Genomic DNA, 25,020 nt, shown 5'->3' on the forward strand with positions numbered 1-25,020 from the left:
TTTTACGCAAAAAGCCTATTCGAAACATTAACGGTTTAACACGCTAAAAGCTTTAGGCCGTGCTGTTAGACGATAGGCGCACCTAGCGGAAACCCGCATGGGCTGGTGCTTTCCAGCCTGTCTTTCCAGCCGGAATCGGCTCTTGTTGGATAAACGCTATTAGTGTTCATCCCACTTCCTCAAAAAAGTCCCACAATTTAATTTGATGGCCTACACTTGCGCGCAAGTACGGTTTGCCGTCTGCCACAAACAGTCCGGTGAACGTGCTGGCCAAGTGCATGAACGATGCAACCGGCGTGGTCGTCCACGGGACTGAGCGACACGTGTAGGGAAGCGGGGGCACAGGGCGATTACGTTGTTTTTGGGACCGAAACTGGAGACTTACATGAACATCAAGATTCAAAAGCTTTTGCCGATCAGCGCTGCGGCCATGTTGTTTGCGTCATTGGCAACGGGCGCGGTGGCGGACGAGGTCGTCAAGATCGGCCACGTTGCACCGTTGACCGGCGGTATCGCTCACCTGGGTAAAGACAACGAAAACGGCGCGCGTCTGGCTGTTGAAGAAATCAACGCCAAGGGCCTGACGATCGGTGGCCAGAAAATCACGCTGCAACTCGACGCGCAAGACGACGCAGCTGACCCGCGTACGGCTACGCAAGTTGCACAGAAGCTGGTTGACGATAAGGTCGTCGCAGTGGTCGGCCACTTGAATTCGGGCACGTCGATTCCGGCTTCGAAGATCTATAGCGATGCTGGCATCGTGCAGATCTCGCCGTCGGCAACGAACCCGGCCTACACGCAACAAGGTTTCAAGACGACGTACCGCGTCGTGGCGACCGATGCGCAACAAGGTCCGGCACTGGCTAACTACGCAGCCAAGGGTCTGAAAGTGAAGAGCGTCGCGATCGTCGACGACTCGACCGCTTACGGCCAGGGTCTCGCCAACGAATTCGAAAAGACCGCCAAGTCGCTGGGCCTGAACGTGATGTCGCATGACGCGACGAACGACAAGGCTGTCGACTTCCGCGCGATTCTGACGAAGATCAAGGGCGAAAACCCGGACGCGATCATGTACGGCGGTATGGACGCAACCGGCGGCCCGTTCGCCAAGCAAGCCAAGCAGCTCGGCCTGCGTGCGAAGGTGCTGGCAGGCGACGGCGTGTGTACCGACAAGCTGTCGGACCTGGCTGGCGACGCAACCGACAACATCGTCTGCTCGGAAGCCGGTATGGCGCTCGAGAAGATGTCTGGCGGCGCAGCGTTCCTCGCCAAGTATCAGAAGCGTTTCGGTCAGCCGATCCAGATCTACGCTCCGTTCACGTATGACGCTGTGTACATCATCGTCGACGCTATGAAGCGTTCGAACTCCACCGATCCGGCGAAGATCCTGGCAGCTATGCCGGCGACCGACTACAAGGGTGTGATCGGCGAAACCACGTTCGACTCGAAGGGCGACCTTCAGCACGGCGTGATCTCGCTGTACAACTACAAGGGCGGCAAGAAGACACTGCTCGACGTAGTGAAGATGTAAGAGCCGCATGACCGAAGACAGCTGTGTTTGTCTTAGGTCAAGCAGTTAAAAGGCACGCGCGCCGCATGGCTCGCGTGCCTTTTCTTTTGGGCATTTGCATGAGAGGCTGGCGGGTTTGAGAACATCGTTTGGGAGAATGCCGTGACCACTGTGATCCGTTCGATCGACAACGGCTGGCGCCGCTGGATTACCGAGAATCTGCTGCTCGACGCACCGCCGCCCGCCCTGCACGGTGCGCTGGTCGGACATGGTTTCGACTCTGCCGAAGCCGCCCGCGAAATCGAGGCGGCGCTCGCGAGTCCTTACTTTGAGGGCGCCTTGCGCTTGCGCAATCGTTTGCGCAAGCGCGAATGGATATTGTCGGTGTACGGCACGCTCAATCGCATGCGCGCTGGAAGCGGTGTGATCGAACGGCGCGAACGTTTATCGCGTGACGAGTTCTTTGAGCAGTACTACTTTCAGAACCGGCCGGTCATCATCACGGGCGCTTTCGATTTTTGGCCGGCGCGCACGCAGTGGAGTTTCGACTACTTTCGCGAGCGGTGCGGCGATTGTGAAGTCGAAGTGCAGTTCGGCCGCGAGTCGGATACGAATTACGAAATCAATCAGCCGAAGCTCAAGCGCATGATGCGCTTTGCCGATTATGTTGATCTCGTCGAGCGCAGCGGCCCGACTAACGATTTCTACATGACCGCCAATAACACGTCGCACAATCGCGCGGCCCTCGCGACGTTATGGTCAGACGTGCCGACTATCTGCGAATATCTCGACGCTGCATCGCCCGATACGGGCTTTTTCTGGATGGGGCCGGCGGGAACGAAGACGCCGTTTCACCATGATCTGACCAATAACTTCATGGCGCAGGTGATCGGCCGCAAACAGATCAAGTTGGTGCCATTGTCCGATACGCCGCATATGGCGAACATGCTGCATTGTTATTCGGAGGTGGACGGCGGTGCGATCGACTACGAGCGTTTCCCGTCGATGCGCAATGCGCATTTGACGGAATGCACGCTCGAACCCGGCGAATTACTGTTTCTGCCGATCGGCTGGTGGCATTACGTGGAAGGACTCGATGCATCGGTGACGATGACGTTCACCAATTTCCTGCAGCGTAACGACTTCTCGCGCGATTACGTGACGTATCACGAACTGTGAAAAAAACGGCGAGCCGGTTGACCCGACTCGCCGCTCCCCCCTTCGACGCTTGTTTTTTGCGTCTTTATTTACTGTCGTTATTCGTATTCGTTACTTCTTGCTCGTCAAGCCGCCGAGACCGCCGAGCAAGCCACCGCTCGAGGTGCCGCCGGTCGAGGTCCCCGAACCGGTCAATACGCCGGTGACGCTGCCAAGCAGGCCGGTGATCGGTGCAAGCGGGTTGCTGGTGCTGCCAGTGCCGCCCGAACCCGCAGCCGACCCGAGCGCGCCAGTCAACGACGACACCGCCGACGTCACCGGTGCCAGCGGGCTGCCGCTGCCACCGGTCGCGCCGCTCAATGCGCCCGTTACCGAATTCAGCACACCAGTCAGCGGTGCAAGCGGGCTGCTGCTTGAGCTTCCGCCGAGGCCACCGAGACTGCCAGTTACGGTGTTGAGGACGCTGGTCAGAGGGGCAAGCGGATTGCTGCCTGAGCTTCCGCCGAGGCCACCGAGACTGCCGGTCACCGTGCTAAGGACGCTGGTAATCGGCGCAAGCGGGCTGCTTGAACCGCTGCCGCCGGTCAGGCCGCCGCTCAGGGTGCCGGGCAACGCGGTGAGAATGCTGGTCAACGGCGCCAGCGGATTGCCCGTTGCACCGCCGCTGCCGCCCGGATTCAGGATGCCGGTGAGGCCACCGAGCGGGTTGCCGCTGCTCGTGCCGCCCGCGGTCAGCAGGCCGCCGGCGGACGTGACCGTGTCGCCGAGCTTGGTTACGACATTGCCCAGGTTCTGACCGATCGGGTTGTTAGTCGCGTTGCTGACCTGGCTGCCCGCGGTGTCGAGACCGTGACCGATGGTCGACAGCAAACCGTTCAGCGGTGCGCCGAGTCCGGTCGTATCGCCGACGGTTTGGGTCGTTTGCGCGAGCGTGGCGGTGATCGGCGTGATCGCGGTGCTGACGGTCTGCGTCACTTGCTGGATCGGGCCGTTCGTCAGCTGCGAGGTGAGTTGCGTGCCAAGGCCGCTGACTGCAATGCCGAGCGTTGAGACCGTGCTGCCGAGCGGCGTGGTCAGCGGACTGAGCGGTGCAGTGGGACCGCTGCCAAGACTCGTCACGAGCTGGCCGGCGCTATTGACGGCCTGGCCGGCGTTATAAACCAGGCCGCCGCTGCTCGCCAGCGTCGTGCCGAGCGGATCGGTGGAATTGCCGAGCTGGCCGAGGCCGTTCGCCGCACCTGTGCCGACTGCGGTGACACCGGCGCCGAGATTCGAGACGACGTTGCCGAGCGCGGTCGTGGTGGCCGGGTTCGCGCCGGGGATCGGCGTGAGGCCGATCTGGCTGCCGATTGCGGAGACGGTTTGGCCGGTCGCGGTCACCACGTTGCCAGTGTTCTGGACGACGACGCCGATCGGATTGGCGCTGGTTGGCGTGGGTGTCGGAGTCGGAGTCGGAGTCGGCGTGGGTGTAGGCGTGGGCGTGGGCGTGGGCGTCGGCGTCGGCGTGGGTGTCGGAGTCGGCGTTCCGCCTCCGTTCCCCGAGCCGGAACCTGAGCCGCTGCCGGAACCACTACCGGACCCGCTCGAGACGCCCGGTCTGACCAACGTGCTCCCGCATCCGGTCAGTAAGATCATCGACGTCACGCACATTGCGATCGCCGACAGTTTGAAATTGCGATTCATGGTCTGCTCCCCCGTAATTTGAAAATTGCTGGGAAGCTAACTGCAAGGCCTATGCCATTTGTGTTTCGACCATTATCGAGAGGAATAAATTCATACAGATCAACGGATTGCGATCATGCGCGTGAAGCGGTAAAGGTATTCAAGCCACCGATGTGGCGAGGAACACATCAGCGTGCAGGCCTCGCGTAACGTAACGTAAGAACGCCAGTTTTCATATGGCGTGACACTTGCCGATGCAACAGCAGCGCGCGTCTCCGTCAGATCTTCAAACGCCGCAGTACCTTCGGACCGGCGACCGCGATCAGGGCCGAACACACGGCCACCACGGACAACCCGATCGGCAAGCTGGTCGCCTGCGTTACCGCGCCGATGATCACCGGCCCGAGCAGCAGCCCGAAGTACGCCAGCCCGGCGACATGCGCGAGTCCTTCGGCCGCGTGAATGCCTTTGACGCTCGCCGCTGCCGCAAACAGCACGGGCATCATGTTCGCGAGGCCGAGACCCATCAGCGTGAAGCCGATAAGGGCGACGACCGGATTCGGCAGCAGCAGTGCGCCGACCATCCCGGCGCAGGCAAGCGACGCGCTCGCCATCACCAGTTGCGGTGCGCCGAAGCGGGCGCGCACGGCGTCGCCGGCGAAACGCGCCGCTGCCATGCCGCCCGAAAACGCCGCGTAGGCCGCGCTCGCGAGTGCCGGCGTGGACAGCACGACGTCGCGCATGTAGACGGTCGCCCAGTCGTACATCGCACCTTCGGCGATCAGCGCGACCAGCGCCATGGCGCCGAGCGCCCACAAGGCCGGCGAGCGCCAGCGGTTGGCGCGCGGCGTGGCGGCGTCGGGATGGTCGGCGTGTGGCACGTGCGGCAGCACGGAAGGGCAGGCGGCAACCAGGACCAACGCGCTGATCGCCGCGGCCAGCGTGAGATGCACAGCCGGCGCCATGCCACGCGATAACAGGACACCGCCCACCGCAGCGCCGACCATTCCGCCGACGCTGAACATGCCGTGCAGCGCTGACATGATCGGCTTGCCGAGCGTTTTCTCGACCGCGCTGGCTTCCGCGTTCATCGCGACGTCGAGCGTGGCCATGCCCGCGCCGAAGATGGCCAGCACGATCAGTAACATCCAGTAAGCCGGCACGATCAGGATCAGCACCGCACATGCCGACATCACCAGACCGCCCGTCAGACAGGCCCGGCGCGTGCCGACCCGTGCAATCCAGGACGCATTCGCCGCCATCGCGCCGATCGAGCCACCGGCGAGAGCAAGCAGCGCGTACGAGAGCATCGCCGCGTTCAGATGGAAGCGGTCGCGCACTGTCGGCACGTGCACCCCCCACGACGCGTACATCATGCCGGCGATGAAGAACAACGCCATCGTGGCGATACGGGCGCGCTGCCGTGCGGTGCCGGGGAGATCGCGATGAGCAGCGGGGAGGGTGGCGAATTCGGAAGAGCGGTCGGACACGGAAATCTCGAGGAGGGAGAACGCGCGAGAAAGCGCGTTGAAAGCGAATTTCCGATTCTAACGAAGCGCGCTGTCTTATGCTTGGAGCGAATTGATCCAATGCCTGGCTATCGAGGAACGCGCACTTGAACATTCCCGCTCACGCTCCGCTGCATCTGCTTCATATGGCCGCTATCGGTACGCTCGCCACTCATGCGCGTCAGCCAGAAGGTTTTCCTTATCCTTCAGTGTTGCCGTTCGCGCCGGACCCGCAGCATCTTCCGACGATCCTCGTGAGCCGGCTCGCCGAGCATACGCACAACCTGCACGCCGATCCGCGCGCCGGCTTTCTGGTCGTCGACGCGCCGGACGGCGACGTGCTGAGCGGCCAGCGCGTCACCTTACTTGGCACGTTCGAACCGGTCGACTCGCCCCCCGAAGTCGTACAGCGCTATCTGCGCTATCACCCGGACGCCGAACGGTACCTGGTTCTCGGCGATTTCACGTTCTGGGCGATGAGGCTCGAACGGCTGCGCTACATCGGCGGCTTCGGCGCGATGGGCTGGCTCGCCGGCGCCGACCTCGATCCACTGCCGCCACTCGGCTTCGACGAAGAAAATGCGCTGATCGAACATTTCGCCGCTCATTCCCAAGGCACCCGCGGACTTCAACTACTCGGCGTCGATCGCTATGGCGCTGATCTGAAGCTGGACGGCGTGCGCACCCGTTTTGCCTTCGACGATGCGAAACGCAATACTGAAACCTTGCATGCGGCGCTCGAAGATTGTGTCCGGCGCCACGCTAATTAAGTTTCGATTGCTGTTTGGGGAAAACACTCATGCCGCAATAACAAGGCAGAGCGTGGGTCGTAATATGTTCCGACGTTTCATGTTAAAGCTTTCATCGCATGAAATGTTGGGACAATTTTCTTATCTTAAATTTCATTTTTTGATAGTTAATTCAATAATCAGTGATGTGCGGTTGCGCTTTTCAGCGGAATGCGAAAATTACCTATTTGAAAGGGTCCGCGTAACATCGCGCCGCAGTGAAATTTTTTGAAACGAATTGAGATTAATTTTACGACGCCGCTTTTGTAGTTTTTCTATTTTGTGTTAATCTCGCCATCAAATTCCGAGGCATGATCACTTCAAAGGGCAAGCCGGCTTAAGACTGGCAGTCATTTATCTAAACCATAAGGGAACCTATGTCTTCCTACAAGGAACTACTCGCACAGCGCGAGAAGCTCGAAAAGCAGATCGAAGAAGCAAAGTCGCGTGAATATGCAGAAGTGTTGAATGAGATCAAGCAGAAAATGGCCGATTACGGCATTTCGCTGACTGAACTCGGTGGTGGCCGTGGTGCCAAGGCTGCTAAAGCCGGTCGTCCGCGCGCAGGCGTCGCGCCGAAGTATCGTGACCCGGATAGCGGTAGCACGTGGTCGGGCCGCGGTAAGCCGCCGCGCTGGATCGCAGGTCTGGATCGTGAGAAATTTCTGATCCAGAAGTAATAGTTATACGGTCAATCAGTGGCGCCTATAGCGCCCGCTGTTGCCAGAAGAAAAACCGCGTACCGTCAAGGGCGCGGTTTTTTTTATTTCCACTGCAAATCGCCGTGACTCTTTGTCGCACGCGCTCCATGAAACTGGAACGCGAATGCTTTTCGTTTAGATAAGCGTCTGATTTAAAAGGTTTTTTTGTGGTTTATCCAGCGCATATTGAGATGCGCCGGGTAGAATGCAGGTATTGAACTCTTCCCTTTGTTTCAGCGATGCCTTCTACCGCCGCCGTCCAGTCCGTCGAGAAACATCGCGTTGCGCGCAAAAGTACCTTTGTCAGTATTGCGCTCAATACGGTGCTGATGGCGCTGCAAATCTTCATCGGCGTGTTTGCCCATTCGCAGGCGCTGGTCGCCGACGGTATCCATTCGTTAGCCGATCTGATTTCCGATTTTGTCGTGCTATTCGCTAATCGGCACAGCGGCGCCAAGCCTGACGCGGATCACAATTACGGACATAGCCGCTATGAAACGGTTGCGTCATTGTTTTTGGGTGCGCTGCTGATTGTGGTCGGCGTTGGTATGTTGTGGCGCGCCGGCACGCGTCTCGCCGATTTGCAAAGCATCCCTGCCGTGCATATGAGCGCGCTCGCGGTCGCGGTGCTGGTGCTGATTTCCAAGGAAAGCCTGTTTCGCTACATGCTGCGCGAAGCGCAACGCGTGCGTTCAGCCATGTTGATTGCGAACGCGTGGCACGCACGTTCGGACGCCGCTTCGTCATTGGTGGTCGCGCTTGGCATTATCGGCAGCCTCGCAGGCGTGCGCCTGCTCGATCCGATTGCCGCGGCGATTGTCGGTTTCATGGTTGCGCGCATGGGTTGGATGTTCGGCTGGGACGCGCTGCAGGATCTTTCCGACCGCGCGCTCGACGAAGCCACCTCCACCGACATGCGCGCGCTATTGCTCGCGACGCCCGGCGTACGCGACGTACATGAAATGCGCACCCGCAAGATGGGTGACTTCGCGCTTGTCGATGCGCACATTCTGGTCGACCCGCTGATCTCGGTATCGGAAGGGCACTACATCGCCGAATCGGCGCGCTCGCGCGTGCTGGCCGACAACCGCGTGCTCGACGCGCTGATCCATGTCGACCCGGAGAACGACGCGGTTGCGCACCCGCCCGTCAATCTGCCGACCCGGGAGCGGGTCGTCGCCGAAGTCGACGCCGCGCTCGCCGCGGGTGGCGTGAAGGCCGCGTTGGTCAATATGCACTACTTGAGCACGGGACTCGATGTCGAAGTGGTTTTGCCGGCGCCGGGCTCACGCACGGCCGAAAGCGATGAGCCGTGTCTTGCTGGTGTCGATCTGGATGCGCTCAGGCGCCGTCTCGGTGCCCGCAAGCTGAACGTGCTGCAGGGGGTGGACGCACTGCAGGCCGAAAGCAGCGTCTCGACGGAAGCAGGGCGCGGCGAGGCCATCGCCAGCACCAAGTCTGAGCAACCGCATAGCGCCACGTGAGTGCGGTTACACCCTCACAGCGGCAATTGCGTATCGAACTTGATCTCGCGCAGCACGACGCTCGTACGCACCTGTGCGACGGCAGGAATCTTGAAGATGCGTTCGTGCAGAAAGCTGTCGTACGCCTTGATGTCCGGCGCGACGATCTTGAGGATGTAATCGGATTCGCCGGTCGTGCTGTAGCACTCGGTGACCTCCGGGCAGGTAGCGATTTCCCGCTCGAACTGTTCGACCCCGCCCTCGGTGTGGCGCGTGAGATGGATATGCGCGAGCGCGCAGACGTGCAGCCCCAGCTTTTCGCGATCCAGCAATGCCGTGTAGCGCTGGATCACCCCTGATTGCTCCATATCCTTGATACGGCGCCAGCACGGGGTGCTCGACAGGCCGACCTGGTCGGAAATCTCTTGCACGGACCGGCGTGCGTCGAGCTGCAGCAGGCGCAGGATTTTTTGAGAGAACGTATCAAGTGTCAACTGCGCCTCCGTTGGCGTCGCCCTATCAACGCATGGTAGAGGTCTCGAAAACGAAACGCAATGTAAAACGGCTTCGACGAGGGAGATTACCTAATTTGTCGGTTCCTCAGCGGCGTTTTGTCCTGAGCCGTCCCCATCTTTGGCGGTCGTCAGCGTGGCCGCCTGAACGGCGCGCAGATCCTTGAGCATGTTGCAGAAAAGCGCGCCCTGTTCGATCGCGTCATCCAGCGCGACATGCGTGTGCGGATGTTCGTCGAACCAGTGCTTCGGGAAGCGTGGCTTGATGTTTTTGCGGTATGGCAGGCCAGTCAGTGCGAAGGCCAATGTCTTGATGTCGAGCGCCGACCACGAAAACGGGCAGCGGCCCACAAACCGCATCATGTACCAGAACATATAGGTGAAGTCGAAACCGGCCGGCATCGCCACGAACACCGGCTTGCCCGGCAACGCCTCGACCCATTCGACATAGGCCGTCAGCGCGGCCTGCGGATCCTGCAAATCCTTGCGGCAGGCTTCCCACGCTTCCGGCTGCGTCTTCCACCATGCTTCCTGCACCGGATGCGGCGTGGCGCCGTCGAGCGATTCCAGATTCGCGGAGAAGGTGGCGATCAGTTGCTTGTCTTCCGTGTACGCGGCGGAGGCGAAACTGAGCATCGAATGCGGACCGGGAATCGGGCCGTCCGCTTCGACATCGGTGCTCACGTAGATTTCGCTGCTCATGCTTTGGCTCCGTCGGCGACATACGGATTGGTGCGGCGCTCGGCGCCGAACGTGGAGGTGGGACCGTGGCCCGGAACAAAGGTGACGTCGTCGCCGAGCGGCCAGAGTTTTTCCCGGATTGCGTGTACCAGGTCGGCGTGATTGCCACGCGGAAAATCCGTGCGGCCGATCGAGCCGGCGAACAGCACGTCGCCCACCAGCGCGAGCCGATGCGCGCGGCTGAAGAACACCACGTGGCCCGGCGTGTGGCCGGGGCAATGATAGACCTCGAGGGTTTCGTCGCCGAATTGCACGGTCTCGCCGTCTTGCAGCCAACGGTCTGGCTCGAACGCTTCGGCAGCAGGAAAGCCGAAGCGCGTGCTTTGGTCCGGCAGCTTGTCGAGCCAGAAACTTTCGTCGGGATGCGGGCCTTCGATCGGCACGCCGTAGTGTGTGGCGAGTGTCTTCGCGCCGGCGCAGTGATCGATGTGGCCATGCGTAAGGAATACTTTTTCGACCGTCACATTCTGGCGCGCGATTTCACCCTGGATGACATCGAGGTCGCCGCCCGGATCGACGACGGCCGCACGTCCGGTTGCCTCGCAAACGAGCAGCGAGCTGTTCTGCTGGAACGGCGTAACGGGGATCAAGGTGACTTTCATGGATGACGATGCCGCTGGAAAAACGTTGATTGTACCGGCGTCTCGTCGACGCTCGTCGACGGCGCTGAGGCCCCGCCGCAGCGGGCTTTGCGCTGCCCATTTTTGCAGCAGGAGTGAAAATTCATCAAGGTTTTCAGTCGCTTGCCATCCCAAAATTTTCTTTTGGGTATAATGGCCTCCATGCACAAGGAATTGTGCGTGCCACACGGCGATGCGTCCCCATCAAAAATGGGCACGCGGATTGCCACTCAAGTATGGGCTGTCGCAGTTTTGGGCGGCCATCAGGTATCGATGCATTCGATGCACACGTCTTACCCAGCCAGGCGCCGCGCGCCTGCAACGGACTTAAATTCCGTGACGCTGGGTGGGGCCTACGCCGCTGTTCCTGCGCGCTGAGTTCCGCGCGCAAGAACGTGTTTGCCACGTTCGATGGCGGCATGTGGGGTCTGGTCAGGCTGCCGGGGACAGGTTGCGCCAGACGTGAAAATTAACCGTGCGGTAGCGGCTGGGTAGCCGCATCCGGGCTTTGACGTACTGCGCTTTTCTGCGCGGCGCGTTGTCGTCCATTGCCGCCGGAGTCGCAGGCAACACGCTCAACTTTTCGCGTGATGCGGCTCGACAATTTGATTGCACGTCTTATGAAAACTCGGTTATCCCGTGGTCTGGGGACTCTTTTTGCCTTTTTTGTGCTGGCCGGCTGTGCCACGCCTCCGGGCGCGAGCAGCACGTCCGACAGCGGCGCGCCGCTGAGCACGAAGAATGCGCAGTCAGGTTCCTTTGGCCCGCAAGCTTTCGGCAGCGCGCCGGCATCCGGCGCAGCCGCCAAAGGCTCGGCGCTGGCCGATGCGCAGCCGCTTACTGACGACAACTCCGGCGCTTCGGACTTTCATCAGATCGGTCGCGCCTCGTGGTACGGCCGCGGCTTCCATGGCCGCCGCACGGCCAACGGCGAACGTTTCGACATGCACGCGCTGACTGCGGCACATCGTACGTTGCCGCTTGGCTCGTATGTTCGCGTGACCAATCCGGCCACCTCGCGCTCGGTTGTCGTGCGCATCAACGATCGTGGCCCGTATGCGCGTGGCCGGATCATTGACCTGTCGATGGCCGCCGCCGCTGCGCTCGACATGCGCCACGCCGGTACCGCACGCGTTCAGATCGAAGGGTTGACGCGTCAGGAAGCACGCGCTGAGCTGAATGAAACGCTGGCGTCGAATTCAGAGAAGTAATGTAGCCGCGGGCGTGTCTCTGACGCGCTCGTGACACCGAGCAGCATGGCGTTAACTCGCGCCGTTGTTCGCCGAAAGTCAAAGGGCCGCTTCGCGCGGCCCTTTGACTTTTACTCATCAACCGTGGCTGCACGCAGCCGCTCATTCCTTGCAGTCCTGGCTCGTGCTGCGAACCTGATCCGCTGGTGGTCATTTCTTCCCGTCCGCTTTATTCCTCGTCTTTCTTCAGCGCCAAAGCGCGCGTGTAGAGCGCATTGCGCGACGCGCCGGTGAGGGTTGCCGCAACTTTCGCCGCGCTGCTCACCGTCAACTCTTCCAGCAGGATGCTCAGCAACGCGTCGTGATCGTGTTCGCCTGCGGCTTCCGGCTGCGCGCCTTCCACCACCAGAACGAACTCACCGCGTTGCCGGTTTGGATCGGCCGCGAGCCACGTTGGCCCTTCGGCCAGGGTGCCGCGGTGCAGCGCTTCATGTAACTTCGTCAATTCGCGTGCGATCAGCAGCTTGCGCTCGCCGCCGAATGCGTCAGTCAACGCCTGCACCGTTTCGACGATCCGGTGCGGCGCTTCGTAGAACACCATCGCGTGCGGATGGTTTGCGAGCGCTTGCAGTGCCGCGGCGCGTGCTTTTGCCTTCGGCGGCAGGAAGCCGAGGAACGAGAACGTCGCGACCCAGTCGCCGGCCGCGCTCAGCGCGGTGGCGAGCGCGCTTGCGCCGGGCAGCGGAATGACCGGGAAACCGGCTTCGCGCACCGCGTCGACGAGTTTCGCGCCGGGGTCCGAGATGCCGGGCGTCCCCGCATCGGATACGTAGGCCACGCGTTCGCCCGCTTGCAGATGCTCGATCAGGCGCAGCGCCGCGGCCCGCTCGTTGTGTTGATGAACCGCGACGAGCGGCTTCGAGATCCCGTAGCGCGCGAGCAGTTGCCCGGTGTTGCGGGTGTCTTCGGCGGCGATGCGGTCCACCAGTCCGAGCACATGCAACGCGCGCAGCGTGACGTCGGCGATGTTGCCGATCGGCGTGGCCACCACATACAGCGCGGCGGCAGGGTATTGCTGCCCTTGCGCGAGTTCGGAGAGAGGAGTCATGAGGCAGAAGACGCAGACAGACGGAACGAGGCCGCCATTGTGCCACGCAGCGGCGCGTGAACCGGGTGGTGGGCAGGTGAGTGCGCGGGCCGACGGCCACAACTTTTCGAGACCAACGGGGTCCAAACTCGTCGGCGCGGCTTTCGAGGCACGTGCGATGGAGTTTTTGCAACGGCAGCGTTTGCGTTTGGTCGCGCGCAACGTGCTGTGCCGGGGCGGTGAGATCGATCTGGTGATGCGCGACCGTGACGGCGCGCTGGTGTTCGTCGAAGTTCGCGCGCGTGCGCAGCAGCATTATGGCGGCGCGGCAGCGAGCATCGGCTGGCAAAAGAAGCAGCGGATCGTGCGTGCGGCGCGGCATTACCTGGCAACCCACAGCAGGCGTTCGCATGATGAGCCCGCGTGCCGTTTCGACGTGATTGCGTTCGAAGCGGGCCGGCTCGTGTGGCTGCGCGATGCGTTTCGCGCGGACGAAGTCTGATGCAGTGCGGGGAGAACGGCGTGAGTGCGATAAACTTGCGCTCGCGTGCGGGCCTCGTGAACCACACCGGTGTATGGAGTGCAGCGACGAGGTAGCGCATTTCGCGATGTTTTTTCGCATCTGCACTGGGTTGCCGGCATGGTTCATCAGAGCGGCACGACTTCGCAATACGACTTCACAACACGGCCGCGTACGGCGGTCTATTCGCGGTAGAAACTAGAGACTCGATGTCAGTCGAACGCATTCAACAACACTTCCGCGACAGCGCGGCAGTCAAACTCGAAGCCCTCGAAACCCTGTCGATGCCGATCGCCGCAGCGATCGACACGATGTTCGCCGCGCTTGCCAACGGCAGCCGCATTCTTGCGTGCGGCAACGGCGGCTCGGCGGCCGACGCGCAACATTTCGCCGCCGAACTGATCGGCCGCTTCGAGCGTGAGCGCCCGGGTTTGCCGGCGATTGCGCTGACCACCGACACGTCCGTGCTCACCGCCATCGCCAACGACTACTCATTCGAGCAGATTTTTTCGAAGCAGGTGTGGGCCCTCGGTCAGCCAGGCGATGTGCTGCTTGCCATCACCACGTCCGGCAATTCCGCCAATGTCCTGGCCGCGATCGAGGCCGCGCACGAGCGCGAAATGATCGTGGTCGCGCTGACCGGTAAGGGCGGCGGCCGTATGCAGGATGTACTGGGCGACACCGATATTCACATTTGTGTGCCGTCCGATCGCACCGCGCGTATTCAGGAAGTGCATTTGCTGACCATCCATTGTCTGTGCGACGGCATCGATGCCATGTTGCTGGGCGAAGACTGAGATTGATTCCGAAGGAGATCTAGTTGATGAGCGTATTCCGCGTCAAGAAGACACTGGTGAGAACCGTGCTGGTGGTCGGGTTCGCCGCGGGACTGTCCGCGACGTTGCAGGGTTGCTTTCTCGCCGTTGCCGGCGCGGCGGGCGGCGGCGCGCTGGTGGCGACCGACCGGCGCACGCTCGGCGCGCAGACCGAGGATCGCGAGATGCAGGTAAAGGCGCTGGCGCAGATCAGCCAGAACTTGCCTGATAACGCGCACGTCAACGTGACGGTGTTCAACCGCCGCGTGCTGCTGACCGGCGAAGTGGCGGGTGACGTCTCGAAGCAACGCGCGGAGTCCATCGTGCGAGGCCTGAACAACGTCAACACGATCGTCAACGAACTGGCGATCATGCCGGCCAGCTCGTTCTCGTCGCGCACGAATGACACTTACCTCGAGACGCGCGTGAAGACCGCGCTGATCGCCGAGAAGAACATTTCGGCGAACAACTTCAAGGTTGTGGCCGAGCGCGGCTCGGTGTATCTGATGGGCCTTGTCACCATGGACGAAGGCAATCGCGGCGCCGATGTCGCGAGCCGTGTGCCGGGCGTGGTGCAGGTCGTGAAGGTGTTCCAGTACATCCAGCCGCAGGAAGCGGCGGCGGCGGCCGCTGCAGCGGAGACTGCACCGGTTGCCGCTTCGCAGCCGGACGCGAGCACGCCGACTGTCGGTGCGATCCCCGATTCATCGGTGAGTTCGCGTCCGCTCGATCAGCAGGCGCCGGCGCCGGTCAGCAATTCGAACGCGGTGCATCCGGGTAATCCTAAGGCGACGACCCCATGAAGCGGGGCGTTGCTTTCGTTGTCGCGATGTTGACGGCTGGCGCGTTGGCCGGCGTTTTTACCTCTTCAGCGCGTGCGGCCGATGCACCGCGTGGTCAGATCGTTGCTAACTCGAATGCCTGCATGGGATGTCACGCGGTAGACCGCAAACTGGTCGGCCCGTCGTTCCAGCAGATCGCTACGAAGTACAAGGGCGATGCGCAAGCGCCGGCAAAATTGTCGCGTAAGGTGAAGGACGGCGGCTCCGGCGTATGGGGGATGATTCCGATGCCGGCGCATCAATCGATGAGCGATGCGGACATCCGCACGGTAGTGGATTGGGTGCTGGCTGGCGCGCCGTCGAAGTGATGTTTTGCCGCCCGTTTTGCCTCCGAGTTTTACCGCCGCGGGGGCTTGGCAAAACGCAAAATGCCTGTGCTAGAATTGTTTGCATGTTGGGGGGGTAGCTCAGCTGGGAGAGCGTCGCGTTCGCAATGCGAAGGTCGGGAGTTCGATCCTCCTCCTCTCCACCAAAGATCACATCGAAAGTTGTCCAAGCTTGTCCGGAAACCCCGCAGCCGAAAGGTTCGCGGGGTTTTCTGTTTCTAACGAAGTACAATCGCGTCTCCATCGCCCCCCGGAGGGAGATGTCGCGAATGCGACTTACGCCTACTCCCGAAACTCCACCCCATCCAAACGCCTCAACTGCGCGATGTCGCGAAGCGGCGGCGCGCCGAAGTGCCGGCTATATTCGCGACTGAACTGCGAAGGGCTGTCATACCCGACCCGGACCGCGACCGACCCGACATCTCCGCTATGCCGGAGCAGTAATCTGCGCGCCTCGTGTAGCCGCAGTTGCTTCTGATACTGCAGCGGAGTCAGAGTCGTGACGTTCTTGAAGTGATGATGGAGCGACGACACGCTCATGTTTACCGCCTGTGCCAGCGTCTCCATCCGCAAAAGCTCGGTGTAGTGATTCTGTAGCCACTCGATTGCCCGCGCGATCCGGTAGGTCTGACTCCCGTTCACCGCGACCTGCCGCAGCCGTTTTCCTTGCTCGCTCGTCATCAGCCGGTAGAGCAATTCCTTTTCGATGAGCGGTGCGAGTACGGGAATGTCACCCGGAGTATCGAGCAATCGTACGAGTCGCAGCGCCGCATCGAAAACCGGTGCCGAGAGCGTGGCCACAGCGATGCCTTCGCCAGCCGACGCGGCATCCGGTTCAGGCAGGCGCAGCTGCGTCGCCAGTTCGACGATCCGCTGCGGATCGAGCGTGAACTTTACACACAGATAAGGCGCGTCGGGCGAGGCGCGCGTCACCTGCGACATCACCGGCAGATCGACGGATGTCACAAGGCAATGCAGATGATCGTAGACGTACGCCTGCCCCGCAACCATGACCCGCTTGGCGCCCTGCGCCGCGAACACGAATGCGGAGGTCGTCACGCCGCAGCCGAGATCCACGGGCTGCGAGTAGCGATAGAACGTGAGCGACGCGATCGCCGTCTGATGGGTGCCGTCCGTCGGCGCGAAGCGGCTGATGAGCGCGGCGAGTTCCCGGCGCGCGGTTTCGCGTGCCGCTGAAGGATCGGGCCGGGAGGAATGCTGTTTCATGCGCATGGAACTCCGTGGACGGAATCGAGCATACCCAACCGCTGCCGGGCAAGTGCGGCTGGCCGGCTGGATTTGCAGCATTGTTCAATAAATTTGCAGGATTGTGTAAGCGCAACAGACGGCAGTCGGTACACACTGCCGCGTACACCCGGCGCCAAGTCCGGGCTTTCCCCACGGAGAGGTTCCATGTCCACATCGTTTGTCCTCAACGGCAAGAACGTTACGCTCGATGCCGATCCCACCACGCCGCTCCTCTGGGCAATCCGCGAGGACGCGGGCCTGCACGGCACGAAGTTCGGCTGCGGCATGGCGCAATGCGGCGCCTGCACGGTTCATCTGGAAGGCGAGGCCACTCGCTCGTGCGTGCTGCCGCTTGCGGCTATCGCGGGCAAGCGCATCACGACTATTGAAGGCATCGAAAGCCGGCCCGCAAAAGCCATCCAGGCCGCATGGGTCAAGCTGCAGGTGCCGCAGTGTGGGTACTGTCAGTCCGGACAGATCATGTCCGCGACAGCCTTGCTCGAACATAACGCGACACCCACTGACGCCGACATCGACGCCGCAATGAACGGCAATCTCTGCCGCTGTGCGACCTACACCCGCATTCGCGCGGCCATCCACGAAGCCGCTGCCACCCTGAAGGCCTGACCATGACGACCGATCTCGATCTCACGGATGCGGTACGCCCGTCGCGCCGCACCTTCCTGAAAGCAGCCGGCGCCTTCGCGGCAGTCGGTCTCACAATCGGCTTCGAATGGGCTGGCACGGGCCGCCGCGCGCTCGCCGCCACGATGCCCGACGCGACGTTCGCGCCCAATGCGTTCCTGCGCGTCGCGCCGGGCAACAGCGTCACCGTCATCGCGAAGCATGTCGAGATGGGCCAGGGCGCGTACACCGGCATCGCGACAATCGTCGCGGAAGAGCTGGATGCGAACTGGCAGGACGTGCGTGTCGAAAGCGCGCCGGCGGACGCGAAGCGTTATGCGAATCTCGCGTTCGGCACGATCCAGGGCACGGGAGGCAGTTCGGCGATGGCCAACTCGTGGATGCAATTGCGCGAAGCCGGCGCGAAAGCGCGCGCGATGCTGGTCTCCGCCGCCGCTGCGCAGTGGCAGGTGCCCGCGTCCGAGCTGACGACGCTCGACGGCAGCGTCCATCACGCAGTCACCAACCGGACCGCGACCTACGGATCGCTTGCGTCGGCCGCAGCCCGCTTGCCGGTGCCGGATACGGTCACGCTTAAATCGCCGAAGGATTTTCGTTTGATCGGCCATCAGCTGCCGCGTGTCGACGTGCCGCCGAAAACCAACGGCACTGCACAGTTCACGCTCGACGTGACGTTCGCTGGCATGCTGGTCGCGCTGCTACAGCGTCCGCCGCTTTTTGGCGCGACGGTCAAGTCGTTCGATGCGTCGGCCGCGAAAGCGGTGCCCGGCGTCGTGTCGGTCGTGCAGGTGCCGGGTGGCGTCGCGGTGGTTGCGAAGGGTTTCTGGGCGGCGAAGCAGGGCCGCGATGCGCTGAAAGTCGAATGGGACGATTCAAAGGCCGAAAAGCGCAGCTCGGACGCGATCATGGCTGAATACCGGCAGCTCGCCGGGCAGCCCGGCATGTCCGCCCGAAAAGACGGTGATGCGACGCAGGCGCTCGCAGGCGCGGTGAAGAAAATCTCCGCCAGCTATGCGTTCCCGTATCTCGCTCACGCGCCGATGGAACCGCTCGACGCGGTTGTCAAACTCACCGCTGACAGTTGCGAAATCTGGGCAGGCGATCAGTTCCAGACGGTCGACCAGGCCAACGCCGCACATACGGCGGGGCTCGATCCGCAGCAGGTAAAGATCCACACGCTGTATGCGGGTGGAAGCTTCGGCAGACGCGCGAACACCCAGTCGGATTACATCGTCGAGGCCGTGTCGATCGCGAAGGCGCTGGGGGCGAACGGCACCCCGGTCAAGCTGCAGTGGACCCGCGAGGACGACATCCACGGTGGCCTCTACCGGCCGATGTACTTCCACAAGCTCGACGCGGGGCTGAGCGCCGACGGCAAGCTCGTCGGATGGCGGCATCGCATCGTCGGTCAGTCGATTCTTGCCGGCACGCCGTTCGCCAGCGTGATGGTCAAGAACGGGATCGACGGGACGTCCGTCGAGGGGGCCGCTAACGTGGCCTACGCGATTCCGAACATCTCGGTCGAACTGACGACCACGCAGACCGGCGTGCCCGTGTTGTGGTGGCGGGTGGTCGGCAGCTCGCACACGGCATTCGCGGTCGAGGCGTTCATCGACGAAGCCGCGCACGCCGCGGGCAAGGATCCGTTCGTCTTCCGTCGCGATCTGCTCGCACATGAACCGCGCATGCGGGGCGTGCTCGAACTCGCTGCGCAGAAAGCGGGTTGGGATCCGGCGAAACCGTTGCCAAAAGGCCGCGGGCGCGGCATCGCGGTAGCCGAGGCGTTCAAGACCTTCGTCGCGCAAGTCGCGGAAGTCTCCGTCGACAAAGACGGTAACGTGAAAGTGGAGCGCGTCGTGTGTGCGGTGGATTGCGGCACGCCGATCAATCCCGACGTCATCGCCGCACAGATGGAAGGCGGCATCGGCTTCGGCCTCGGCGCGGCGTTGCACAGCGCGATCACGCTGAAAGACGGCAAGGTCGAGCAGAACAACTTCGACGGCTACCAGGTGCTGCGGTTCGCGGAGATGCCCAAGGTCGAGGTGCATATCGTGCAATCGGGCGAAGCGCCGACGGGTGTCGGCGAGCCGGGTGTCGCACCGGTCGGGCCGGCGGTCGCGAACGCGATCTTCGCGGCCACCGGCAGGCGGATTCACTCGCTGCCGTTCCCTGCCGCTACGGAAAAGACCGCCTGAAGGGCCGACCTAAGACGACGCGACGCGTCGCGATTGACTGCGCTCCCGCGTGCTTGTCATGCGGGAGCGTGGCGCTTTCCCGAATCAGAACGATCCGCTCAGAACTTATCCCACCCTTCATCTACAGCTGCAGTAGCAAGCGCAGCAACCGGCGCGGCGGCCGTAGCCCGCGCAACGCGCTTAGGAGTAGCAGGAACCTTAGGCCGCTGCGCCTCTCGCCGAGCAGGAATCGGAGCAGCCGCTACCGCAGCCGCCGCATCCTTCACCTGAAAAAACGCCACGGCCTCATTCAACTGCTCCCCCTGGTCTTCCATCGACCGCGAAGCCGCTGCCGCCTCTTCCACCAGAGCCGCGTTCTGCTGCGTGACGTTGTCCATCTGCGTAATCGCAAGATTGACCTGCTCGATGCCACGGCTCTGTTCGGTCGATGCCGCCGCGATTTCCGACATGATGTCGGTGACTCGCGCGACTGCCTGAGTCACTTCGGTCATCGTCTTACCTGCCTCGCCGGCAAGCGCGGACCCGTCGCGGATCTTTTCCACGGAAGTGGCGATCAGGTCCTTGATCTCCTTGGCCGCGCTCGATGAACGTTGAGCGAGGCTTCTGACTTCGCTTGCCACCACCGCGAAACCCCGCCCCTGTTCGCCCGCACGCGCGGCTTCGACCGCCGCGTTCAGCGCGAGGATGTTCGTCTGGAACGCAATGCCTTCGATGATGCCCGTGATGTCCGCGATCTTCGTCGAGCTGTCGCTGATGTCGTGCATCGTGTTGACCACCTGACCGACGACCTCGCTACCCTTTTGCGCCACCGACGATGCATTCGCAGCCAGCATGCTGCCTTGCTGCGCGTTGTCGGCGTTCTGCTTAACCGTGGAGGTGAGTTCTTCCATGCTGGAAGCGGTTTCCTGCAACGAAGCAGCCTGCTGCTCGGTACGCTGGCTCAGGTCCATATTGCCCGCCGCGATCTGGCGTGCCGCGCCGGCGATGCTGGTGCTGCTGTCGCGCACCCGTCCGACGGTCACCGTCAGCCGTTCATTCATCTCGCGCAAGGCGGTCAGCAGTTTGCTGGTTTCGTCGCGGCCCTCGACCGTGATGCGCGTGCGCAGATCGCCTTCCGACACCGTGCGCGCGACGTCGATCGCAAAACGCAGTGGTCCGGTCACGGCGCGCGTGATCACCACGCATGCACCGACGGCGAGACCCAACGCGACGAGGCAGATGGCGATCAGCAGATTGCGCTGGTTTTCGTAATGCGCCGTGTACTCGTTGACGAGCTGTTCCTGGCGTGAGCGCGTGTAGTCGGCATACGTATCGGTCGCGCGAATCAGCGCGGCGAGCAGCGGCCGGCAATGCTCGTCCATCTCGACGATCGCTTCGTCCCGCTTGTTGGTGAGCGCGAGATTGACGATGTTGAGGGCAACCGGACCATAAGCCGATTCGACGCGGTTGATCTCGGCGACGAGACTGCGTGCTTTCTCCGACGTATCGGTCGCGCTAGCGATCATGTCGTTGAGCTTTTTCAGGTCGGTTTGCACGTCTTCGTGCGCGCGCGTTACATCAGCTTTCTCTATTTCGAGATCCTGGGGTTTGGTTACGAGTACAAGGTTGCGCGCCGCGATCGCTCGGCGGTCCACGGCGGTTCGAACCTGCACCGCCATATCGGCGCGTGCGTTGATGCCGTGGACGAAGTTGGAAAACCCGTCGGTCGAATCGCTCAGCGCCTTCAAGGAAAGGCCGGAAACCGCGACGACAATGAGAGACAGCATGCCGAAACCGGCAATGAGTTTGGTCTTGATGGTGAGGTTTTTGAGTGTCACGATTTTTTATTCTCCAATAACGAAACGTTGAAGCGTTCGCAATGGACTCTCAGGTCCGGGCATGGGAGCGTCTATCTGGCCGCCGATCATCGTGGCAGCCCCGCGCGGTTTACCCTTCGTGCCTTCCCCAGGACGCACCCTGAAGCGCGTCGAACGTCAGGCGATAAATGGGTATCCCATTTACTGGTTATCGGATCAGACTCTTACATACTTAAGAAATCTCGGGTATTTCTCTACTAAGCTTGCGTGCGATGCGCGAAGAACGCATCATTTTCGGTTGATTTGAATATATTTAGGCTCATAGTGAAAACATGGGCCTTACACATTCATTTCATTTTTCGGCATGTGTCCGGGCAAATGATCCGCTGGTGAGCATCAGGCAACAAAAAATGCCTTGAACAAGCGATCGTCTACGGATATGATTGAGCAATCACTCATTAATCGCTTGTAGTCAAAACGAAGCATATGGCCCGTCCCAAAAGCGAAGACAAACGCAACGCCATCCTTGCCGCCGCAACCGAGGTCATTGCCGAGCAGGGTTTGAGCGCGCCCACCGCGCGCATTGCAAAAGTCGCGGGCGTGGCTGAAGGAACGCTGTTCACGTACTTCGATAATAAGGACGAGTTGCTGAACCAGCTCTACCTCGACATCAAGGCGGAACTGCGCGAAGTGATGATGACGACTTATCCGAAGCAAGCCAGTGTGCGCGAGCGCGTCCAACACGTGTGGAACAGGTTTGTCGACTGGGGCGTGGCGCAACCGCAAAAACGCCGGGCAATGGCGCAACTGTCCGTATCGGAGCGTCTGACCGACTGCACGCGTGTAACTGGCATGGAGTCCTTCGCAGACATCAACGCAATGATTCAGGCAAGCGTGGCGAGCGGCGCGTTGCGTGATCATCCGCCGGCTTTCCTGTCGGCAATCATGGCGGCATTGGCCGAAACCACCATGGATTTCATCGCTCGCGAACCGGCTGATGCTGACCGTTATCGCAAGGCCGGCTTTGAGGCGTTCTGGCACGCGATTGCCCAGAACTAATTTTTTTGTCTTATTAATGAGCGCGTACATGCTCATTTAAATGTAAGGAGCACATTATGTCGAAGGTCTGGTTGGTTACGGGAAGCGCTCGCGGGCTTGGGTGCGACATTGTCGAAACGGCGTTGCGTGCCGGCGAGCGGGTGGTTGCTACGGCGCGCGATCCACATCAGTTGGCGGATCTGGTGACACGCTACGGTGAGCAGGTTCGCGCGGTTGCGCTGGATGTCACGGATCCGGCGGCGGCACGCGCGGCTGTGCAGGCCGCAGTCGATGCTTTCGGCCGGCTCGATGTGGTCGTCAACAACGCGGGCTTCGGTCATCTGGCGCCGTTCGAGCAAACTACCGAAGACGATTTCCGTGCGCAGATCGACACCAACTTCTATGGTGTGGTTAACGTCACGCGTGCGGCGCTTCCGGTGCTGCGCAAACAGCGAGCCGGCCACGTGATCCAGATTTCGTCGGTGGGCGGCCGTGTCGGGATCGCGGGTTTGAGCGCGTATCAGGCCGCGAAGTGGGCGGTCGGCGGGTTTACCGAGGTGATCAGCCAGGAACTCGCGCCCTTCGGCGTCCACGTCACTGCGCTCGAGCCAGGCGGCATGAAAACGGAGTGGGGTACGGGGGCGATGGGTGAGGCGCCGGAATTGCTGCCGGACTATGTGCCGTCGGTCGGCGCCATCACGGATATGCTGTCCAAGTACGTCGGCCATGAAACCGGCGATCCCGCAAAGGTTGCGCAAGTGGTGCTGAAGCTCGCGTATCACGATTCGTTGCCGGCGCATCTTTTGCTCGGTAGTGACGCATTGCATTTCGCGGGCGAAGGCGACAAGGCTCGCGCTGCTGCCGCCGAAGCGTGGCGAGCGGTCAGCGCGGCCACCGATTTCTCCGCGCCGACGCCGCTGCCGGAATTTCCGGGTGCACCGGCGAAAGCCTGAGCGCGCTTACAGGCAACTGGGTAACAGGCAATCAGCGGACGAGCGACATGGCAAATTGGACTACTGCGGACATTCCGCGTCAGACCGGCCGCCTCGCGGTCATTACCGGCGCAAACGGCGGCCTGGGTTTCGAGACGGCGCTCGCGCTAGCCGCTGCTGGCGCGGACGTCGTATTGACCGGCCGCAACGCGCAAAAAGGGCAGGCGGCGCTCGATGCGATTCGCGCGCAGTATCCGGCCGCGTCGATCCGTTACGCGCATCTCGATCTGGCGAGCCTCGCTTCCGTGCGAGAGTTTGCCGAGCAGTTCGCGGCTCAGCACGCCGCACTCGATCTGCTGATCAACAATGCGGGCGTGATGATGCTGCCGAAGCGACAAACGACCTCGGACGGGTTCGAACTGCAGTTCGGCACGAACTATCTCGGTCACTTCGCGCTGACAGAGCGCTTGCTGCCGATCTTGCGCACGGGCCGGCAGCCGCGCGTCGTCAATGTGAGCAGCCTCGCGCACCGGACCGGCGGCGCGATTCATTTCGACGATCTGCAGTCGGAGCGCAGCTACAAGCCCATGTCTTCGTACGCGCAGTCGAAACTGGCGATGCTGATGTTCGCGCTGGAACTACAGCGCCGTAGCGACGCAAACGGCTGGGGGCTGCTGAGCAACGCAGCGCATCCGGGCTATGCGCGTACCGAGCTGATCGCCAACGGGCCGGGCGCCGACACCTTGTTGCAAATGGTCAATCGTCTGACGCTCGAGCCGCTGGCGAGTCAGTCGGCCGCGGCCGGCGCGTTGCCGACGCTGTTCGCCGCAACGGCGCCCGGGGCCAAGCCCGGCGGCTATTACGGTCCGAGCGGCTTGTTCGAGTTGAGGGGGCCGCCGGGCGACGCTCAGATCGCCCGCCACGCTCAGGACAAAGCGGTCGCCGCCCGCTTGTGGGACATATCCGAAGGTTTGACCAATGCGCGCTGGCCGGGCGCAATCATGGAGCACGCATCATGAAGGTTCTGATATTCGGCGCGACCGGCATGGTCGGGCAGGGCGTATTGCGAGAATGCCTGCGCGCGCCTGACGTCGAGGTAGTCCAGACGGTTGGCCGCACCCGCACCGGCCAGCTCGATCCGCGTCTGACTGAACTGATTCAGCCGGACCTGATGGACTACCGGGCGGTGGAAGCGTCGCTGACGGGTTTCGACGCGTGCTTTTTCTGCCTGGGCGTCTCGTCGGCAGGCATGCAGGAGGCCGAGTATGCGCGCCTCACCTATGACCTGACGCTGGCCGCTGCGCAGACGCTTGCCCGTCTCAATCCGCAGATGACTTTCGTCTATGTGTCGGGTGCGGGCACCGACAGCACTGAACACGGCCGCACCATGTGGGCGCGGGTCAAGGGCAAGACGGAGAATGCGTTGCTACGGCTGCCGTTCAGGGCCGTCTACCTGTTCCGCCCCGGCGTGATCGAGCCGCTGAACGGCGCCGTTTCGAAAACTCGCTCGTACCGCCTGTTCTATACGGTGGCGAGGCCGCTTCTGTCGACGTTGCGCGCGCTGTTTCCCAACCACATTCTAAGCACCGAAGATATCGGCCTAGCCATGCTGGAGGTCGCGCGCCGTGGCGCCGCCAAAGCGGTGCTCGAGGTCGCCGATATCCGCGCGCTCAGCCGCGCCGCTGCCGAGCCGGCGCTCGATCTGCACGCGGGCTGAACGCCT

Annotated in this window: 24 protein-coding genes and 1 tRNA gene; 17 read left to right on the top strand and 8 right to left on the bottom strand. The window is 62.0% G+C overall.

The annotated features are described in order from the left end of the window. Positions 1-385: 385 nt before the first annotated feature. Entirely contained in the window at positions 386-1,531 is a 1,146-nt protein-coding gene (locus PQQ86_RS00815) for a branched-chain amino acid ABC transporter substrate-binding protein (RefSeq protein WP_408264169.1), read from the top strand. Between the two features lie 141 nt (positions 1,532-1,672). Beyond that, positions 1,673-2,689 (top strand): cupin-like domain-containing protein, encoded by a 1,017-nt coding sequence (locus PQQ86_RS00820; RefSeq protein ID WP_408264171.1) that lies wholly within the window; start codon positions 1,673-1,675, stop codon positions 2,687-2,689. Positions 2,690-2,779: 90 nt separating this feature from the next. Here the strand turns inward: PQQ86_RS00820 and PQQ86_RS00825 are convergent, their stop codons facing one another. After that, on the bottom strand, positions 2,780-4,351 hold the full coding sequence (locus tag PQQ86_RS00825; RefSeq protein ID WP_408264173.1) for a collagen-like triple helix repeat-containing protein: 1,572 nt from the start codon (positions 4,349-4,351) through the stop codon (positions 2,780-2,782). Positions 4,352-4,608: 257 nt separating this feature from the next. After that, entirely contained in the window at positions 4,609-5,820 is a 1,212-nt protein-coding gene (locus PQQ86_RS00830) for an MFS transporter (protein WP_408264175.1), read from the bottom strand. A 125-nt stretch (positions 5,821-5,945) separates the two neighbouring features. Between PQQ86_RS00830 and PQQ86_RS00835 the strand changes: the two genes are divergently transcribed. The 3 genes from PQQ86_RS00835 (at position 5,946) to PQQ86_RS00845 (ending at position 8,811) form a co-directional block, all read left to right on the top strand. Continuing rightward, entirely contained in the window at positions 5,946-6,608 is a 663-nt protein-coding gene (locus PQQ86_RS00835) for a HugZ family pyridoxamine 5'-phosphate oxidase (RefSeq protein ID WP_408264177.1), read from the top strand. 395 nt (positions 6,609-7,003) lie between these two features. Then, positions 7,004-7,306 (top strand): H-NS histone family protein, encoded by a 303-nt coding sequence (locus tag PQQ86_RS00840; protein WP_054037926.1) that lies wholly within the window; start codon positions 7,004-7,006, stop codon positions 7,304-7,306. Positions 7,307-7,566: 260 nt separating this feature from the next. After that, entirely contained in the window at positions 7,567-8,811 is a 1,245-nt protein-coding gene (locus PQQ86_RS00845) for a cation diffusion facilitator family transporter (RefSeq protein ID WP_408264180.1), read from the top strand. A 14-nt stretch (positions 8,812-8,825) separates the two neighbouring features. Here PQQ86_RS00845 and PQQ86_RS00850 read toward each other — a convergent pair whose 3' ends face one another. The 3 genes from PQQ86_RS00850 to PQQ86_RS00860 form a co-directional block, all read right to left on the bottom strand. Next, entirely contained in the window at positions 8,826-9,284 is a 459-nt protein-coding gene (locus tag PQQ86_RS00850; RefSeq protein WP_012431468.1) for an Lrp/AsnC family transcriptional regulator, read from the bottom strand. Positions 9,285-9,374: 90 nt separating this feature from the next. Then, complete coding sequence (locus tag PQQ86_RS00855) at positions 9,375-10,004, bottom strand: 3'-5' exonuclease family protein (protein ID WP_408264182.1); 630 nt, start codon at positions 10,002-10,004, stop codon at positions 9,375-9,377. Further along, the gene (locus PQQ86_RS00860) at positions 10,001-10,645 is read right to left on the bottom strand and encodes an MBL fold metallo-hydrolase (protein WP_408264183.1); all 645 of its coding nucleotides are present in this window, start codon (positions 10,643-10,645) and stop codon (positions 10,001-10,003) included. Before PQQ86_RS00860 ends, PQQ86_RS00855 begins: the two co-directional genes overlap by 4 nt. Before the next feature lie 638 nt (positions 10,646-11,283). On the opposite strand from PQQ86_RS00860, the gene PQQ86_RS00865 reads away from it, so the two are divergent. Beyond that, a complete protein-coding gene (locus tag PQQ86_RS00865; RefSeq protein WP_408264185.1) occupies positions 11,284-11,874 on the top strand; it encodes a septal ring lytic transglycosylase RlpA family protein in 591 nt (196 codons plus the stop codon). 208 nt (positions 11,875-12,082) lie between these two features. Here the strand turns inward: PQQ86_RS00865 and rsmI are convergent, their stop codons facing one another. Next, positions 12,083-12,961: a 16S rRNA (cytidine(1402)-2'-O)-methyltransferase gene (gene rsmI / locus PQQ86_RS00870; protein ID WP_408264186.1), complete on the bottom strand. Its 879-nt coding sequence runs from the start codon at positions 12,959-12,961 to the stop codon at positions 12,083-12,085. Positions 12,962-12,998: 37 nt separating this feature from the next. On the opposite strand from rsmI, the gene PQQ86_RS00875 reads away from it, so the two are divergent. The 5 genes from PQQ86_RS00875 to PQQ86_RS00895 all read left to right on the top strand — a co-directional run bounded on the left by PQQ86_RS00875 (position 12,999) and on the right by PQQ86_RS00895 (position 15,589). Continuing rightward, complete coding sequence (locus PQQ86_RS00875; protein WP_408269998.1) at positions 12,999-13,442, top strand: YraN family protein; 444 nt, start codon at positions 12,999-13,001, stop codon at positions 13,440-13,442. A 227-nt stretch (positions 13,443-13,669) separates the two neighbouring features. After that, complete coding sequence (locus tag PQQ86_RS00880; RefSeq protein ID WP_408264188.1) at positions 13,670-14,257, top strand: phosphoheptose isomerase; 588 nt, start codon at positions 13,670-13,672, stop codon at positions 14,255-14,257. Positions 14,258-14,283: 26 nt separating this feature from the next. Beyond that, positions 14,284-15,078: a BON domain-containing protein gene (locus PQQ86_RS00885; protein ID WP_408264190.1), complete on the top strand. Its 795-nt coding sequence runs from the start codon at positions 14,284-14,286 to the stop codon at positions 15,076-15,078. Further along, positions 15,075-15,425: a c-type cytochrome gene (locus PQQ86_RS00890; protein ID WP_408264192.1), complete on the top strand. Its 351-nt coding sequence runs from the start codon at positions 15,075-15,077 to the stop codon at positions 15,423-15,425. The genes PQQ86_RS00885 and PQQ86_RS00890 overlap by 4 nt, the downstream gene beginning before the upstream one ends. A gap of 88 nt (positions 15,426-15,513) precedes the next feature. Then, a tRNA-Ala gene (locus tag PQQ86_RS00895) sits at positions 15,514-15,589 on the top strand. Between the two features lie 136 nt (positions 15,590-15,725). Here the strand turns inward: PQQ86_RS00895 and PQQ86_RS00900 are convergent. Then, positions 15,726-16,670: an AraC family transcriptional regulator gene (locus PQQ86_RS00900; protein WP_408264194.1), complete on the bottom strand. Its 945-nt coding sequence runs from the start codon at positions 16,668-16,670 to the stop codon at positions 15,726-15,728. 186 nt (positions 16,671-16,856) lie between these two features. On the opposite strand from PQQ86_RS00900, the gene PQQ86_RS00905 reads away from it, so the two are divergent. After that, the gene (locus PQQ86_RS00905) at positions 16,857-17,318 is read left to right on the top strand and encodes a (2Fe-2S)-binding protein (RefSeq protein WP_054037852.1); all 462 of its coding nucleotides are present in this window, start codon (positions 16,857-16,859) and stop codon (positions 17,316-17,318) included. Positions 17,319-17,320: 2 nt separating this feature from the next. Further along, complete coding sequence (locus PQQ86_RS00910) at positions 17,321-19,531, top strand: xanthine dehydrogenase family protein molybdopterin-binding subunit (RefSeq protein WP_408264196.1); 2,211 nt, start codon at positions 17,321-17,323, stop codon at positions 19,529-19,531. A 98-nt stretch (positions 19,532-19,629) separates the two neighbouring features. On the opposite strand, the gene PQQ86_RS00915 is transcribed toward PQQ86_RS00910, so the two are convergent. Further along, positions 19,630-21,348, bottom strand: coding sequence for a methyl-accepting chemotaxis protein (locus PQQ86_RS00915; protein WP_408264198.1), 1,719 nt, complete (start codon positions 21,346-21,348; stop codon positions 19,630-19,632). A gap of 465 nt (positions 21,349-21,813) precedes the next feature. On the opposite strand from PQQ86_RS00915, the gene PQQ86_RS00920 reads away from it, so the two are divergent. Genes PQQ86_RS00920 through PQQ86_RS00935 form a run of 4 tightly spaced genes read left to right on the top strand, consistent with a single transcriptional unit; the run spans position 21,814 to position 25,014 of the window. After that, positions 21,814-22,386 carry a TetR/AcrR family transcriptional regulator gene (locus PQQ86_RS00920; protein WP_408264200.1) on the top strand — a complete coding sequence of 191 codons (573 nt, stop codon included), beginning with the start codon at positions 21,814-21,816 and terminating at the stop codon, positions 22,384-22,386. A 56-nt stretch (positions 22,387-22,442) separates the two neighbouring features. After that, complete coding sequence (locus tag PQQ86_RS00925) at positions 22,443-23,318, top strand: SDR family NAD(P)-dependent oxidoreductase (RefSeq protein ID WP_408264202.1); 876 nt, start codon at positions 22,443-22,445, stop codon at positions 23,316-23,318. Between the two features lie 47 nt (positions 23,319-23,365). Next, positions 23,366-24,316, top strand: a complete 951-nt coding sequence (locus PQQ86_RS00930; RefSeq protein ID WP_408264204.1) for an oxidoreductase — start codon at positions 23,366-23,368, stop codon at positions 24,314-24,316. Next, positions 24,313-25,014: an NAD(P)H-binding protein gene (locus PQQ86_RS00935; protein WP_408264206.1), complete on the top strand. Its 702-nt coding sequence runs from the start codon at positions 24,313-24,315 to the stop codon at positions 25,012-25,014. Before PQQ86_RS00930 ends, PQQ86_RS00935 begins: the two co-directional genes overlap by 4 nt. Positions 25,015-25,020: the final 6 nt, after the last annotated feature.

It is taken from the genome of Paraburkholderia sediminicola (assembly GCF_046026675.1).
In the GTDB taxonomy this organism is placed as follows: Bacteria; Pseudomonadota; Gammaproteobacteria; order Burkholderiales; family Burkholderiaceae; genus Paraburkholderia; species Paraburkholderia sediminicola_F.